Source organism: Fibrobacter sp. (assembly GCF_045601785.1).
GTDB lineage: Bacteria > Fibrobacterota > Fibrobacteria > Fibrobacterales > Fibrobacteraceae > Fibrobacter.
The window spans coordinates 42703-59832 of record NZ_JAZSAF010000003.1 but is presented as its reverse complement, the minus strand read 5'-3'; the positions used below and the strand labels follow the sequence as shown (position 1 = coordinate 59832).

At 52.5% G+C, this 17130-nt stretch carries 11 protein-coding genes; 8 read left to right on the top strand and 3 right to left on the bottom strand.

The genetic code is table 11. From position 1 onward, the window contains the following. The first annotated feature begins 55 nt into the window (after window positions 1–55). From ACKI61_RS00650 to ACKI61_RS00615, 8 genes are all read left to right on the top strand, one after another. On the top strand, window positions 56–5896 hold the full coding sequence (locus ACKI61_RS00650) for a glycoside hydrolase family 9 protein (protein ID WP_407455895.1): 5841 nt from the start codon (window positions 56–58) through the stop codon (window positions 5894–5896). Window position 5897: 1 nt separating this feature from the next. After that, window positions 5898–8246: an ATP-binding protein gene (locus ACKI61_RS00645; protein WP_407455894.1), complete on the top strand. Its 2349-nt coding sequence runs from the start codon at window positions 5898–5900 to the stop codon at window positions 8244–8246. Further along, entirely contained in the window at window positions 8246–8620 is a 375-nt protein-coding gene (locus ACKI61_RS00640) for a response regulator (protein WP_407455893.1), read from the top strand. Before ACKI61_RS00645 ends, ACKI61_RS00640 begins: the two co-directional genes overlap by 1 nt. A gap of 10 nt (window positions 8621–8630) precedes the next feature. Beyond that, entirely contained in the window at window positions 8631–10100 is a 1470-nt protein-coding gene (locus tag ACKI61_RS00635) for a sigma-54 dependent transcriptional regulator (protein ID WP_407455892.1), read from the top strand. A gap of 13 nt (window positions 10101–10113) precedes the next feature. Then, window positions 10114–11517, top strand: coding sequence for a replicative DNA helicase (dnaB, locus tag ACKI61_RS00630; RefSeq protein WP_407455891.1), 1404 nt, complete (start codon window positions 10114–10116; stop codon window positions 11515–11517). Further along, on the top strand, window positions 11504–12283 hold the full coding sequence (locus ACKI61_RS00625) for an MlaE family ABC transporter permease (RefSeq protein ID WP_407455890.1): 780 nt from the start codon (window positions 11504–11506) through the stop codon (window positions 12281–12283). The genes dnaB and ACKI61_RS00625 overlap by 14 nt, the downstream gene beginning before the upstream one ends. Window positions 12284–12292: 9 nt before the next feature. Continuing rightward, entirely contained in the window at window positions 12293–13078 is a 786-nt protein-coding gene (locus ACKI61_RS00620; RefSeq protein ID WP_407455889.1) for an ABC transporter ATP-binding protein, read from the top strand. Window positions 13079–13204: 126 nt separating this feature from the next. Further along, window positions 13205–14401, top strand: coding sequence for a PKD domain-containing protein (locus ACKI61_RS00615; RefSeq protein WP_407455888.1), 1197 nt, complete (start codon window positions 13205–13207; stop codon window positions 14399–14401). A gap of 10 nt (window positions 14402–14411) precedes the next feature. On the opposite strand, the gene ACKI61_RS00610 is transcribed toward ACKI61_RS00615, so the two are convergent. The 3 genes from ACKI61_RS00610 to ACKI61_RS00600 all read right to left on the bottom strand — a co-directional run bounded on the left by ACKI61_RS00610 (window position 14412) and on the right by ACKI61_RS00600 (window position 17079). Then, window positions 14412–14546 (bottom strand): hypothetical protein, encoded by a 135-nt coding sequence (locus tag ACKI61_RS00610; RefSeq protein ID WP_407455887.1) that lies wholly within the window; start codon window positions 14544–14546, stop codon window positions 14412–14414. Between the two features lie 140 nt (window positions 14547–14686). Then, window positions 14687–15430: a DedA family protein gene (locus tag ACKI61_RS00605; RefSeq protein ID WP_407455886.1), complete on the bottom strand. Its 744-nt coding sequence runs from the start codon at window positions 15428–15430 to the stop codon at window positions 14687–14689. Window positions 15431–15462: 32 nt separating this feature from the next. After that, complete coding sequence (locus ACKI61_RS00600) at window positions 15463–17079, bottom strand: tetratricopeptide repeat protein (protein ID WP_407455885.1); 1617 nt, start codon at window positions 17077–17079, stop codon at window positions 15463–15465. Window positions 17080–17130 lie beyond the last annotated feature (51 nt).

The window sequence follows — 17130 nt, the reverse complement described above, 5'->3', positions numbered from 1 at the left end:
GGGGGAGGCCCATTCTCTTTTTTTTAGTTTTTAAATTGGGAGGATTAGTAAGAATATGAAGAACGTGTTGAAAGCTGTTTTATTATTGGTGTTCTTTGCCGTGGACTTTGCCATGGCAGACTTGCCGAATCTGGACCGTACCGACAAGGTCCATTCCCGTCGTTATCTGGATTCGTTGAATGTCTATAACCGTAGACCGATTCGCTTGAACCAGAGTGGCTTTAGGCCGCAGGATTACAAGTATGCCTATGTGGCGAACCCTAAGGACACCAAGTTTTCGGTGATCGACGCGAATAGCGGCGAAGAGGCCTGGAGTGGATCGCTCAGTTTGATTACGCCTAATGCCGTAAAGCCCAATATCTGGGTGAATGGCGCCTTTAGTTCTATTACGAGCGTCTATGAATTTGGTAACCAGGACTCGGTAAGCACGGCGGTAGAAGCGCTTTACCGTGCAGACTTTAGCGGCCTTGTTCCTAGTACACCCGGTGAATACTTTGTTGTAGTTGGTAAGGACACTTCGGCGACATTCCACATTCATCCGTCCATTTTCAACGCGATTCTTGAAAAGTCTCTGATGTTCTTTGGTATTCAGCGTTGCGGTGACACCAAGTCGCACTTCCATGGCGCCTGCCATCTGAAAGACGGTTCCAAAATTGGGCACGACCTGACGGGAGGTTGGCATGACTGCGGCGACCATTTCAAGGTGTCGGAAACATTGGGCTATGCGGCCTATGTGCTTTCGATGGTGTACCTGACCTACCAGGACAAGGCTGAAGACCGTTACGGAAATTCCTATGCCGATACGGTGTTTACCGATGGTATTCCCGACGTGTTGTACGAAGCGAAAATCGGAGCGGACTACATTCTTAAACTGTATAAGGCATCAAAGGCTGATGGCCTGATTGACAAAGCCGATATGTACCATTCGGTAGGGGTGGCCGATGCCGACCATGCCTATTGGGATGTTCCCGAAAAGCAGGATGCCCAGGTGCAGGAGAAGGGTGGCCCCGATCGCGAAGTGACGAGCAGCATTGGTGCTAACACCGCTGGAATTTTTGTTGCAACGCTCGCCAATGTGGCGGTAGGCTACCAGGTCTATGATCCGGTTTATTCCGAAGAACTGCTCGATGCGGCTAAGGATATATACGCGAAGGTCTTTATGCCGGCTTACAAAGAAAATCGCATGACCGCAGGTGGGTACTACAACCAGTTTTACACGGGTCTTGGTCCTAAAAATGACGACGGTGCTGCGGCCGCATTTGCGCTGTGGTATGCCACCAAGGACACCAGCTATCGCTACGATCTTTACAAAAATCCCGCCATATTCAACAATGCGAACACCTATAAACATAACATGAACGAGTTCAGGGCGGGCTTCTTGGGAGATCCCAGTGGATTTAACCCGGGTGGCTGGGCTACGGACTACCAGAACGTGCATTCCTATGTGCTCTTTGCCTTGCAAAAAATGATTCTGAACGATTCTGCCACGGCGGCAGAATATGGCTTGAGCGAAGCGGAACGGGATACGCTCTCAATGCGCAACATGGCCGCCTTCCGCAAGTTGATTGATGTTTCGACGAACGATGGCGATTCCCTGGTTCTCACCAATCCGGGAATTCCTTCTGGCGAGCCCCACGAGTCGTCTTCTAATTTGCATGTGATTCGCCCGTATAATCTGGTGTGGACCAGCTTTGACTGGGGTGTGATGCGCTATAACCTGGGAACGGCGGTGTCGATTTTCTTGATGTACGAGCTCACCAAGGACGAGCGCTACCTGAAGGTGGCTTTGGACAACATGTACTTCATTCTGGGGGCTAACCCCTGGGACATGTCATTTTTGATGGGAACGGGTGACAAGAACCCGCAGCATCCGCATAACCGTGCGTCAAACCCGGACGGTTACAATGCAGGTGGCATGCCCTATGAATACAAGTGCCCCATTGGAGCCCTGATGGGTGCCCGCGAACCGACCAAGACGCTTATTGAAGACTGGAGCAAGTACACTTCGACAGAAACCTGTATCGACTTTACGGCGCAGTTCCTTTTCCCGGCGCAGAGCCTTGCACAATCGCTTCCGCCTGACAACGAAGGCCCCTTGTTCAGTAACATTCAAGGAACTCCGATTTCTACAACGGAGGCCATTGTGAGCTGGGATGCAAGCGAAGTGGCCCTGGTGACGGTGTTCTACAATACGGTTCCCGATGCGAATGGCGCAATGTCTGTTCAGCAGGCCAAGGGCTCGAAGGGCGGCTCCGTGACTTTGTCTGGCCTCAAGCAGGGCGAAACCTACTACTTCTTCTTGGAAGGAATGGATGTCAAGCGTAACATTACGACCGACGACAACCATGGACAATGGTACCAGTTCACGATGACTGATGTGCGTCCCAACATTAGCGGAGTGACCATTTGCCAGGTGGACCATCGCAGCGCCAAGATTTACTGGTGGACCGATTCTCGATCGAATGGCTTGGTAAAGTATGGCACGTCGATGAGCGCGTTGAACGAATCTAAGGCATCGACCGATGGGGCCGTGCTGTTCCACGAAGTGGAATTGACGGATTTGAAGCCGGGAACCACCTATTTCTTTGAAGTGTCTTCGGGTATGTCGACAGACGACAACGGTGGCGCGGGTTACAGCTTTACGACAGACAGCGAAGCCTCCTATGTGGATCTTGCCATTTCGTTCAAGCCGTCGAACAAGGAAAGTAACTGCAGCAACTGGAAGGACTGCAAGGCGTTCTTCTTTATCGTCAACAACAGGGACACGGTGGATTACGAAGATTTGGAAATTCGCCTCTACCTGGATAAGTCCGTGACTGCGGTTAGCTATGACCACCAGGCCTTTGCCGGAACGGGTCAGGCAAACAATGCCAATTTCGATTTGCAGATTGGTACCTACACGACCGACGAAGCCGGCAACGGCTATTTGCCGATTACCATCAAGGGAACCCTGTTCGTGTCGGGAAGTGTTTTCTCTGAACTGATTCTGACGAACTCGACTTTTGACGGTCTCGAAAATTCATGGTCGCTTCGTCCGCATACCGACGCAACGGATCCGGAATATTTCGAAGGAATCGACCTTACAAAGGGCCCTTACTATAAGGAAAATTCCTATACAAAGTCCTTTGTCGAAACGGTTAACGGCGTCCGCGAAGAAGCGTTTAGGAAAGACCCCTACATTACAGCCTACTACCACGGCAAGTACATTTACGGCTATGCTCCGGACTACGAACCGGGCAAGGGCCCGCAGGTGCGCCGCACGGTAACGCTCAACTTTATCGAGCCGTTCGTCTCTCCGGCATATTCTGTCGAAAAGGTGGATTACAAGACGAGCTTTGTGGGGGCAAGCAAGGTGACCGGAATGGGACTTCTCGATGACCTCGAAATGAATGGTCGTCCGCAGTCTTTTGTGTACGACAATTCTCCGCATTACGATTCCTTTGTATTTGCAAAGTCAGATACGGTGCTTGCATACGGCAACAACTACATGGAATGGGTGAGCTGGCATAACCATGGGGCGAACCAGAAGACCGAAAACAAGTATGACTGCGCTTGCGCCGTGGTTCGTACCAACGTGGAAATCGATACGATTACGGTTCCGCTCGAAAAGCGCTATCTGATTTTTGACAAGTCCATCTACAAGACTTACCAGACGCTTCCAGGGGGAGCGCCCAAGAGGGTCCTTGTCAAGGTGCAGCTGCTCGACAGTCTTGCCCAGCCGCTTGACTCGGTGAATCTCTCGCTCAACTTGTCGACGGAATCGGGTAATGTCCTCTTCTGGAGTTCTGCGACGGCGACCATTCCTATTACAAGTATCGCCCTGGTGAACGGCTATGCGGAATTCTATGTGAGCTCCGAGGAAGTGCTTTCTACCAAGCTGATTGCCGATGCGGGGCCGTCGACGCTGTTCGATTACGAAAAGGCTGTAGCGGACCTTGTAATCGAAGAGTTGCCGCCCTGGCCGATTATTGACATCGCCAAGATGGTCGATACCGATTGTGACAACGTACCTGACGCCATCAAGATCACGATCTCGAACGAGTACCAGGAAAATCAGTCGTTCAAGTCGGTAGAGTTTGTCTACAATGGCGACACGATTACCACGACCGATGTCATCAGCCAAAACGGCAAGGATCTCCTGGTCAAGGCCAATATCAAGGACACATCGGTGAATACGAATCCGAGCGGCTCCATCACGCTGTACACCAACGTGGGTTCCAGCGTCGAAAGCCATACGGATTTTTACCAGGATGGTGTTTCCCCGGTACTTCTTGCAATTTCTGTTCTGGAACGCCTAGATACAGCAACTAGCGACCGCGTGTACATGCAGTTCAGCGAACCGATTTCAAGTCCAGGCATGAGCTGGCCGGTGCAGCTGTTTGCAAGTAACAAGACGACGGCGGTAGACGCACCCCCGGTCAAGTTCTCAAAGATCTACAACGAGTCGATGAACGTCTGGGAAATGGAAGTCGCTTTTGCTGAAGATGGTTCTTCGATCGTGACGGAAGGCATGTTTGCGCAGCTCCTTTCCAATGGAGTCATCAAGGACAAGAACGGTAACGAGGTCTCCATGGATTGCGGACAGCCGAAGCTTCCGGTAACCTTGAAACTGATGCCTGTTCCGATGACATACGCATCCATTTCGGATTACGACGAAGACGGTGTGGCGGAACGGGTGTACATCGAATATGTGCGCCCCATTGACCCGAAGCATTACCCGGACAGCCTTTCGCTTGTCTTTGGCCTTACTGCGCCGGAAACGCTGTGGGTGAAGGGTTCCGAAGCGGCCTATGCAGCCGATGGCATGAGTGCGACGCTTGATTTGCAGCATCCCTTTAGCTATGGCGTGACCACGGGACCGCTCGAAGGCATCTTGCTTGGAAAGGAAATCTCGGGTGCAGGTCTTGTCGCGCAGCACCTGGGTGCAGGAGCCTCTTATGAAAAGGATACAGTGCTTGCCGAAGACAAGGTGGGCCCCGTCATTGTGACTGCGTCCATTGATATGTCCAAGTCTGACAAGTACGACCTGCTGGACATGGACTTGAGCGAACACGTCGTGGTGGTGGATTCTTCGCGCGTGTACTACCGCGAAAAGGTTTCTGACCGCGATACGGCCGTATACAAGTCCTCGATTCAGTCCTTGTCGCTTGGCTCGGATAAGAAGAGCCTTGTCGCCATTTACGACAAGGAAAGCCCGCTTGCCGTAAACGACGGCGACTTTGTGCGCCTGCAGCCCAAGGAGCTTAGCGCCCTGATTGATGGCAATGGCAACGTGCCTTCGATGAACGCTCCGTGGGTACCCATCATGAGCAGCGGCGATCCGAAGATCAAGTACGCGGTGACGCTCTGGAACAGCGTGTCGCGTTCCGGTGGCGAAATGCGCTCGCAGGTGCAGGCTCCGGACAATATCCGCATGTATGTGCTGAACCCGACGACGCATAAGCTTGACCTCATCAGCGATGGTCAGGTGATTGCCGCGGGAATTGACTCGACAATGATCCAGGGTGCCGTCTGGAGGATTGAGCTTACCCTTCCGAGAGGAACTACCGCCGATGGTTCCCCGGCTTGGGACAGTCTGCGTGTCAAGTACAACATGCCGATCTATTCCAACCTGGGCAGCTTCGTGAACCGTCTTTCCGGAAAGTTCGATGTATCCTCTATAGAATACCTCTCCACGAGTGGCAAGATTGTCTTCTTTGCGGAATGGGCAAATACCGACAAGGGAATTGTCTCGGAACAGGGTAGGGCTGTTGCTACCGGCGCCTACATCTACAAGATGCAGCTGGAAAGCTTGTTCATCCCGAACCCGAATGCCGATGCAGAGACTGCTTCCAAGTATAGTAGCAAACATTCTTACGACAAGACTGCTACATTTGGTGTAAAGCGAGAAAAGTAAAATGTCCGAGTGCCTGTATTCCGATTCCCCATACCTGTTGGTGCTTTCGGTGCTTGCACTCGTTGTATCCCTTTATTTCCCGGTGATGCTCGAGCGGAAGATGACGACTCGTCGCCTTCCCTTGCCGCTTCGCAAGATGGTCGTTGCGAACGTGGCGTGGAACCTCTGTGGTATATTGGGAATTGGCTTCTTTAGCGGAGAGATGGACCCGGGAACTCCCGCCTATATCGGAAGGCAGCTGCTGTTTGGACTTCAGGCGCTCTGCTGGACACGTGTGGGAATCGCGGTCTACGACATGGGCGAACTCATTTTGCTCAGTCGCCATTCTGTGCTTAAGATGGTGTCTTGGATTTTAAGCATCGTGGTAGTGGTCGCCTTGACCTGCCTGTTGATCTTTGTTCCAAACTTCATCACAGAGATAAGCGTATTCGGGTTCCACCCGTTCGAGGACTACCCGATATTTGTGTGCTTCATGCTTGTCTATGCGGTATTCTTCTTGCCTGCCTGCATCTCGATTGTGTACCAGCTTCTGCGCGGCTCCCTTTTTTCGCTGGACCAGACCATTGCGCAGACCGGTGTCTACATGGCAGGCAGCTTTATCATTTTGCTTGTCCTTTCGGTCACATTCGACTTTATTATTCCTGCGACAACGAAATTTGGCGCATGGCATGGCGGATTCCACTTTTTCATTTGGCACCAGTTCCTGACGCTGTTCCTTGCGGTTCTCTGCGGTCAGTACTATACGTCGGCCAGGTTCAAGGACAAGAGCTCCTTCTGGTTCCTGCAAAAGCTGATTTCAAAGATCGAAGACGGCATCATCTGCTTTGACGATGCGGGCAGGATTACTTCGGTAAACCATGGCGCCTCCAAGCTCTTGGGACAGTCTTCAATTAATTTGTGCGGAAAATCGATCAAGAGCGTGCTACCGCCGAACCTGGATTTCTTTAGGGAGACAGTCTATAGCGATGTTCGTATGAACATCAATGGCGAAACCCACGTGATGAAAATCTACTTCTTCAAGTGCCGCCAGACGCTACTTACCGTTATAAACATCGCCTTTTTCATTGACCAGTCCAAGACGCTTCTGTTGCAGCAGAATATCAAGACGCTGAACGAGCAGTATGTGGAATACACCCACGATCTGGTGCGCTATCAGGACCGGTTGAACAAGGAAGCGGCTATCAAGGCCGAAAAGGAAAATGTGCTGAACACGCTGATTAATGCGCTCCCGTTCCGCGTGTGGTACAAGAGCGAACTGGGCGTGTACCAGAAGCAGAATCAGCAGGACCTGGAAAAGCGCGGATCGCGCGAGGGCGCCCGCGACAATCCCGAGGATATTTCGCCCTACGAAACGGAAGCCCGTGAAAATGGCGAGGTGAGGGTCTACAGCTCGTACGAAGATAAGGACGGCAAGGAAATTTCGCAGGACGAAGCGAACCGCCTTGCTCGAACGGGTGCCGTGGTGCAGTCGTTTGACAATATGTACATCCCGATTATCCAGCAAGGGCAGCCACCCTACAAGACACTCTGCCTCAAAGTGGATATGACCGAGCAGCGCAGGCTCGAACAGGAACGGAACATGTTGCGCGAACAGAAGTTCATTCATTCTCGCCTCGAAGAACTGGGAACCATTTGCGGCGCGTTTGCGCACGACTACAACAACATTCTCGGCTCGCAGTTGGGTTTCCTCGAGATTGCACAAGAAGTGATCGAAGATAAGCAGTCGCAGGTGTACACGTTTATTTCGGAAGCGAAGAAGGCCGCCCAGCGCGGCAAGGATTCGCTCAACGAACTGCTGAATGCCATTCGCGGCAATGCGAACGCGGCAACGCCTGCAATCGTGTTCTCGCCTTACATGATTATTGAAGACGTGGTCCGCAAGATTTCGTTGACCTTGCCGCCTAACGTGAAGGTGCATAGCGAAGAACTCGACAAGAGCCTCAAGGTCCGTGGCATTGTGGCGTCTCTCGACCGCATTATCAGTAACCTCGCCAACAACGCCCTGTTTGCCATGAAGGAAACGGGCGGCGGTTCGCTGACCTTCAAACTTTATCCTGAAGTTCTCGAATCCCAGCTGGTAACGCCCTATGCTCCGCCGGTACCTGCGGGCAGTTATGCCAAGTTCGAAATCTCCGATACGGGTACGGGCATGGATTCGGGCACCCTGGAACGTATTTTTGCACCGTTTTTCACGACAAAGGCTCCCGGCGAAGGCCTGGGGCTGGGCCTTTCTTCGGCCCTAAGGCTCCTAAAAGAGGGCAATGCCTACTTTACGGTGCAGACAACTCTGGGCGAAGGAACTACATTTTATCTATATTGGCCAATGGAAACTGAAACGAAGGAGGGCTAGTGCCTACGATCCTGATTATTGATGACGACGAGCAATTTAATTTGATGCTCAAGTCCGCTCTTGAAATCAAGGGCTACAATGTTGAAACTGCCAAGAATGGTCGCGAAGCCAAGGCTTTGTACCAGAGCAAGACCTACGATGTGATCATCACGGACATCATTATGCCCGATGTCGATGGTTACGAAGTGATTCTCGACTTGCGCCGTCTGGGCATGAGCGACCGTACCATCGCCGTGAGTGGCGGTGGCCGAACCTCTGCCGAGGACTACCTGATGACTGCCCAGCACTTTGATGCTGCCGCGACCTTCAACAAACCGGTAGACTTGCAGGCCCTTCGCGCGAAGGTCGAAGAAATCATCAAGAACCATTCGTAGTAGGTTTCCGATGAATGTCCTGATCGCGGATTTGGATCAGAAATTTATCGGCGATATCCAGCACTCTTGGTCTGTTGCAGGTACAACTTTGCTTACCTGCACCCGCGAGAGTGACTTAATGCCCATCGTCAAGCAGAATTCGATAGACCTGGCGTTTATCGAAGTTCCTTTCTTGATGCAAGAGAATATGGACATGGTGAGCTTTCTCAAGGAAAGTCACCCGGGCATTGAAGTTTTTGTCCTTTGTGACGACCGCAACTGGCAGGGGGCGGCTTCGGCCATTACCCGCGGCGCGAACACGTTCCTAAAGAAGCCGCTTACGATTTCGCAGCTGGAAACGACGACGCAGAAGGTGCGTGCGCAGCTGTTGAACAAGTCCAACAACCAGCTCATGGAATCCCAGGTGCTGGACGGGCTTCTCGGCAACACCCCCGAGATGCGCAAGATTCTAAAGACCGTCTACAAGGTGGCGCCCACCAACAGCACCGTACTCATTACCGGCGAATCCGGTTCGGGCAAGGAATTCCTTGCAAACGTCATTCACCGCTACAGCAAGCGCGCCGCCGAGCCCTTTGTGGCGGTAAACTGCGGCGCGATTCCCGAGAACCTGGTCGAAAGTGAACTTTTCGGAAGTAAGAAGGGCTCGTTTACGGGAGCGACTGCCGACAAGAAGGGCCTCTTTGAATCGGCAAACGGGGGCACCCTGTTCCTCGATGAGGTTGGTGAGCTTTCGCCGGCGACCCAGGTGAAACTGCTCCGTTTTTTGCAGAACCATGAGATTCGTCGCGTGGGCGACACTCAGCCGCAGTACCTGGATGTGCGAGTCCTTGCGGCAACCAACCGCGACCTGCAGGAAGCCATGCAGGAAGGCCGCTTCCGCGAAGACCTTTATTACCGACTGAACACGTTCCACCTGCTCCTGCCCCCGCTGCGCGAACGCAAGCCTGCGCTTCCGAACCTGATCAAGTATTTTATTCTGAAGAACAAGGATGCTCAGGGCAAGGAGATTGTGGACCTTGAGCCCGCGGCACTCTATGCCCTTACCAGGTATTCGTACCCGGGCAATATCCGTGAACTGGAAAACATCATCGAACATGCCACCGTCCTTGCCGAAGGCGGTGTGATTCGGCTAGAAGACCTGCCCGAAGGCGTGCAGGAGTGTGCCCGCGAGCAGGCCGTGGCCATTCCCCATATCAAGGGCTCGGGGGCTCAAGAAGGGAAATCCATCGAAGTGTCTCCGGTGGAAGTGCCGGGGATATCCTTCGAGTCCGTAAAGCCAAGGGAACTGCCTGCCGCATCGGAAAAGGATTCCGAAGAGCTCTTGCCGCTCGAGGAAATGGAACGGCGCTACATATTGCGAGCGCTGAGCGTCTGCAAGGGGAACCGTACCGAAGTCTGCAAGCGCCTGGGAATCAGCCGCGCCACCCTGTGGCGTAAACTTAAAGAACTTAAAATTATAATGGACGGCGACGAAAAGTAGTTGCCAATGTGTTATGCCCGATTTCGATAATCAACAGAAAGGTTTTGATGGTCGTCAGGTCCCGATGGACTTGGATGCAGAACGCTGCCTCCTGGGCGGTATCCTCCGCGATCCCGAAGTGATGGGCGAAGCCATCATGGTCATCAAGGACGAAAGCTTCTTCTATCTCGAAAAGCACCAGGTAATCTGGACCGCCCTTTGCACCTTGAACAGGAACGTGACGCCGATTGACCTGGTGACACTTGCATCCGAGCTTGAAAAAATGGACAAGCTCAAGCTGGTGGGTGGCCGCGAATACCTGTTCGAACTTATGGAATCGGTGGCGTCTTCGGCGAATGCCAGCTGGCACATCGAGCTTTTGCGCAAGAAGGCGACTCTCCGCAAGCTGATTAAGTCCTCTTCGATGGTCATCAAGAATGCAATGGATCCGGCTGCCGCCCCTGACGAGGTGCTGCAGGATGCGGAACGCGACATCTTTGCCATTGCCGACGACCAGATTCGCGATTCTTTGAAGCCCATCCAAGATTTCGTGTCGCCGCTTCTGGACCGCCTGAACAACAGGAAGGACGGCATCACGGGTATCCGCACGGGCATAACGGAACTCGACCAGCTGACAAATGGCCTGCAGAATTCCGACCTGATCATTCTTGCTGCGCGCCCCGGTGTCGGTAAGACTTCGTTTGCTCTTACGATCGCTGCAAACGCGGCAATCAACTACCAGCACAATGTGGCGTTCTTCAGCCTCGAAATGGACGGCATGCAGCTCGCCCAGCGTCTGCTCTGCTCCCAGGCGCAGATCGACCAGAGCAAGCTGCGTAACGGATTCTTGAATAGCGACGAAAAGAAGCGCCTTATCGCGGCGGTGACGCCGATTCAGAGGGCGCCGCTGTATGTCGACGACAATGCAGATTTGGGCATCATGGAACTCATGAGCAAGGCGCGCCAGCTGAAGCGCAAGGGAAAGCTCGATCTTTTGATTATTGACTATCTGCAGCTAATGAAGACGGGTCGCGAAGAAAACCGCGCCGTGGCGATCGGCGCCATTTCCCGCGGTCTGAAAATCCTTGCGAAGGAAATGCAGATCCCGGTAATTGCGCTTGCTCAGCTTAGCCGTAAGGTCGAAGAGAAAGGCCGCGAACGCCCGCAGCTCTCGGACCTTCGAGAATCGGGCTCCATCGAACAGGACGCCGACATGGTGTGGTTCGTGGAACGCAAGTTCGTGCAGACTCACCGCGAAGAGGACAAACATTCGGCGGAACTCATCGTGGCCAAGCACCGTAACGGTTCGGTGAAGGACATCCCCATGACATTCATTCCGGAATATACGACCTTCTACGACGCAGCCCCCGAAGGCGAAGAGGGTGGAGAGGCGTATTCCTACAATGAAGGAGGAGCGGATTTTGGTGACTATACTTAAGCCCTTCTTTTGGATTGGCGAAATTATCGTCACGGGCATCTCCGCTATCGGGGAGGTGGTTTGCATACTGTTGAATACGCTTAAGCAGTTGCGCTTTATCCACAAGAATCCGGTGCTTATTGTAAAGCAGATGATATCCATTGGCGTGTCGTCCTTGCCGCTCCTGTTCGTGACGTCCATCTTTACGGGCATGGTGGCCACCGTGCAGGCCGAATTTGAATTCCACAACCTTGTTGCAGACAAGTTTGTGGGAACAGCCGCCTGCAAGATGATTCTGATTGAGCTTGGCCCCCTGCTTACCGCGATTGTGCTTTCGGGCCGTGTGGGCTCTGCCGTTGCGGCGGAGCTTGGCTCCATGAAAGAAAAGGAGGAGCTTGCCGCCTATACGGTACTCGGACTTGATACCTACCGTTACTTGGCACTCCCGCGTTTTGTCGCCTTCTTTACCATGGTGCCCTGCCTTACGATCATTTCGAATGCGCTTGCCGTTATTGGTGGCTGGATTGTCTGCGTTCTTGGTCTAGACATTACCACCTATACCTATGTGACCGGGATGCAGTACCTGTTCGACCCCATGGACTTGTGGTCGGGCGTGCTCAAGTCGTTTGTCTTTGGAACTCTGATTTTCTTGCTGGGCTACTACCATGGAGTCAATGCCAAGGCCGGTGCCCGCGGTGTGGGAATCGCGACGATGAGCGTCGTGGTTTCGAGTTGCCTTATGATTTTGATTGCTGACTTTGTTTTAGATGCTATATTGTTCTTCTAAGGTGTCACTATGCCAAACGTAAAAATCGACCCGAACGATATCGCCATCCGCCTTAAGGGACTGAAGAAGTCCTTTGGTCCGCAGGATGTGCTTTGTGATGTGAATCTCGACATTCGCCGCGGCGAGACGATGGTGATTATCGGAAAGTCCGGTGGTGGCAAGTCCGTGATTCTAAAGCACATGATCGGGCTTTTGCAGCCGGATGGTGGCGAGGTGACCGTGGACGGAGTGACGATTAGTACGCCGAAGTTCTTTGACACCCATACGATTCGCCGCAAGATGGGCATGCTTTTCCAGATGGGCGCCCTTTTCGACTCAATGGACACCGGTGAAAATATTGCCTTTGCCCTGCGCGAACACCATCCGGAGCTTTCGGAAAAGCAAATCCAGGATGTGGTGACCGAAAAGCTCAAGATGATCAACCTGGTGCCGGAATTCCGCACTAAGATGCCGTCGGAACTTTCGGGCGGTATGCGTAAGCGCGTGGCCCTTGCCCGTGCCATTGCCCTGAACCCGGAAATCCTTTTGTACGATGAACCGACGACTGGCTTGGACCCGATTACGAGCGATGTGATCAACGACCTGATTCTTGACATGCAGAGCAAGCTTGGGGTGACGTCGGTGGTGGTGACGCACGACATGGTGAGTGCCTTCAAGGTGGCCGACCGCATTGCCATGCTCTATAATGGTCGCATTATCGAAGTCGGAACGGTCGAAGAGATCAAGAACACCAGTAACCCCTACGTGCACCAGTTCATTACCGGTCAGCGCAAGATTTCGGTGGACGAAGAATAGTTCTTCGGTTAAATGTTAATTTTTGTTTATAAAAGGCGTTTTTTCGTGATTTTTCACACGAAATTACTTACAGCTGTACCACTTTTATTTTGAATAATGTATTTTTCGGCTTAAAGAGGTTTTTATATGAAGCAGAAACTTTTAACCGGTTTTTCGTTGATGGCGGTCGCCGGCGTGTCCTTCTGGGCATGCGGTGATGGCTCTATCAACAAGATGGACGAAGCTGACGGCTTGATGGCCATGCAGTACCCTGATCATGATGCATGGGTTAATTTTAAGGAAGAACAGAAGAACGCTTGCAAGGCGGACATGGACTGCTATATTCAGTATCAGGGATATATCGACGGTACTGAACTGCCGCCCGAAGACGCTGTGAGCAGCTCCTCTGAAGAACAGCAACAGCAGCAACAGACCCGTCTTTCTTCGGCTCAGGGACAGATTGATATTGACAACACCGGGCCGACCTCTTCGGCTACGATTATTGACCCGGGCCAGCAGACATCGTCGTCTTCTGCAGGAACCCCTGTGACGGGTCTTGGCGATTGTAAGCCGGTTACTTCGCCGATTGACAAGGGCGGATCGGTTAGTTGGCAGTTTGTAGGTAATACTGCTTTGTATAAGCCGATGGAATTTGCAACATTTACCTATGAATGGGACTTTGGCGAACTCGGAACAGGTGTTGGTTTCAAGACTGATGCTGTGACCTATCCTAATTCGGGTAAGTATACTGCAACCGTAAAAGTCACGACTAAAGATGGCAATACAGAAACCAAGGTTTGCGCGGAGACGTTGCAGGTGAATGGTGCCAAGATTACATGTACTTGTGCAACAGACTTTAAGTCGCCCTACGATTATACCGCCGGTGCAACGGTGACATGGACTGCTACATGTAGTTCTGCAGGTGCAAATATCTTGGAAGATAAGTTCACCTGGGTTGGTGCAGAAGGAACGACTAATGTTGGTTCTTATACATTTACTGAACCGACTACAGTTACTCCGAAGGTCATTGCTAGAAACGATGATAATACTGAAAGCGAATTTGATTGTCCGTCGATTAAGGGAACGAATGGACCGGAAAATGAAATCAGTGCGCCGTATGACAAGGCCATGGTCGCGGGAGTTGACTATACAATTACAATCACCTCTTCGTGCCCGACAACGGTTCAACTGAATCCGGACCAGTCTGCAGGTGGTAACTGCACGGCGGTTGTTAATGGAGAATCCATCACAATCGGTTGGGAAAAGCAGATTCCTGTATCGTCTTTGACCAGTCCGTTTACTTTGAATGCTACTTGTGCGTTGGCCTCGATCAAGTGCTGGTAATCTAATTCACTTAATTCAAAAAGCTCCCTTCGGGGAGCTTTTTCTTTGCTACGGAATCGCCCTCTTTAAGCATTTCTGTAGCCATTTCGCGAGCCTTTGCCTCGGCGCCTTTTGATAAATGCCCCAGGTTGTTCCGAATTTTCAAAAAGAAATATGCTCGATGCAGTCGCTACCATAAAGGTGAAGTGCTGCGTTTAGGAAGTCCAATTATAAATTATGTACAAAAAAGGCAAGTCCAAGAACTTGCCGTAAAATTTTTTGTTTGGATTGATTTTTGTGGTAGGCTTAAGCTTTGGGCTTGTTGCTTTTTACAGCGTTCCAGACCATGTAGCCGATAAAGAGTGCGCCGAAGGCGAGGAGGGCGATTGCAAGCTCGGAGTTGTATTTCTCGATGATGTCCTTCTGGCCGTGGGCGAGGTAGCCGAGGCCTGCAAGGACGCAGTTCCAGATGGTGGCGCCCAGGAAGGTGTAGAGCGTAAAGGGCAACAGCTTCATGTTCGCGATGCCTGCGGGTATCGAAATCAACTGGCGTATCACGGTGATGAGGCGGCCCACGAAGGTAGAGATGGCTCCGTGTTCGCGGAAGTAGTTCTCTGCCTTTTCAAGTTTCTGCGTGTCGAGCAGCAAGAAGTGCCCTAGGCGGCTGTCGGCGAACTTGTAGATGATGGGACGGCCCAGGAACTTGGCGAGGAAGTAGTTGATGTATGCGCCTACGAGAGCGCCTACGCTTGCTGCCACCACAATCAGCACGATGCTGAGACCGGAACCCGGCTGCAGCGCCTTGTAGGCGGCGGGCGGCACCACGAGCTCCGATGGAAACGGAATGAACGAACTTTCAACGGCCATCAGGAGCGCAATGGACCAGTAGTTCAGATGCTCATTGTACCAGTCGATAATCTGGGTGTAGATGCCGGGAGCCTTGGCGGCTGCATCGGCGGCCGCGCTTACGGAATCAGCTGTGGTGGTGTCTGCAAACGAGGCTGTTGCGAACAAAGTAATTGCGAGAAGGACCAAGAGCTTTTTATTCATGAGGATAAATATAGAAAGTACTTGGCTCTAAATTACTTTTTCTTTTTGGCTTTCTTGCCAGCCTTCTTTGCCTTCTTTTTGGCCTTTTTGCTTGCCTTCTTGTTCTTGGCGGGCTTGGCCTCTTCGACTTCCTCTTCTTCTTCGTCGCTTTCTTCGACGGCGGGCTCTTCGGCCTGCTGTGCCGGTTCGCTGTAGGTTTCGCCGGTCTGGTATTCGATTATGGAGTTCTGGTTGTTGGCCCTTTGGAGTGCCGCCTTGGCTTCTTCGACATACTTGCCGTTGGGGAAGCGCTTCAGGTAAATTTCATAGTCCTTGAGACGGTTGCCGCTCTTGACCAGTTCAAAGATGCCTGCTTCGGCTTCGTCGCGGAATGCTCCGTTCGGATTGTCGTTCAGGTAGGTAAGGTAGGCCTTGAAGGTGTTCTGTGCCTGGATGGCGCGGAACTTGTCGTACTCACCCAGGGAGCGCAGCTTGGCTTCGACTTCGGCCCTGCGCGGGGAGTCGGGGTAGTACTGCAGGAACATTTCCAGCATCTCGGGATCGTTGCTGGCCATGACCTGGTCGAAACGGGAGTCTTCCTGCTTGACCTGGTATTCCTTGATCTGGATCTTGCCGCTGTCGAGCGTGGCGTAGAGGGCTTCCTTGGTGGCGAGGTCTGCCGGGTGGCAGAAGGCGAGGAAGCTTTCGAGAACGTCTGCAAACTGCGTGCGGGTGTAGGCTTCGCTCATGTCGGGGAGCTTGCCGTCCTTATCGAGGTAGAAACGGTAGTCGCGTTCGATGGCCATGCAGTCCCAGTCACTGAGCGTGTCCTTGACTTCGCTGTACTTGCGCAGCACGTCGTCGCGGTCATGCAGCTCGTAGCGGGTGCGGCGGTCGCGTCTGCTTTCGCGGCCGAAGTCGAGAGAGAATTCCAAGCCGATGCGTACGGGCCACTTGTAGGAAACTTCGTCGAACACGAGACCAGAGTACGGGGACGGAGCTTCTTTGTTGTCCTTTTTACGGGCCTTGATGTTTTCGTAGGGGAGGAATTCCTTACGGACGTTGAGGCCCACCTTCAGGTCTACGTCCTTGAAAATCTCGGTGATGCGGTATTCGAGGGCGCCCGATGCGAAGGCGGTGTTCACGTAGTCGGTATATTGTTCGATGTGTCCGCCAAACTTGTCATAGAAAGAGAAGAACTGGAAGCCGAAGCCGCCGAGTACGCGCAGATCAAGATCGCCGACCAAGTTGAACGAGAAACCGCCAACAACGGAGGGGGCATACGTCAGGAACGAGAGCGTTTCGTCGTCGAGAGGGCTGGAGTTATCTTCTTTGCCCTTGGTCTTGTTATAAAAGTGGTACTTGGGGCTGTCTTCGATGGTGCCGAACTGGATGGAGTTGACCTCCAGGCCAAGCCAAATGGTAAACGGAATGTCCGCCTTCCATGCGGGAGTGATGAGCGGCGACCAGAGGAAGCCTACGGATGCCGGGACGGTAAGGACGTCTTTGTCAATTCCGCCGGTAATCAGGGTGTTCGACGAGTCCGTCTTGAAATTCAGGAAGGCCGGTTCGGCCTGCAAGTAAATCTGTGAACGCCAGTTGATTCGTTCAAAATCGGCGGCATAGGATACCGCTGCAATAAAAGTCAATAGGGTAAGTAGTCTACGCATCGTCCTAAATTTAATTTTTCTTTGGCCCAAAAGGGGGCTGGTGGTAGAAAT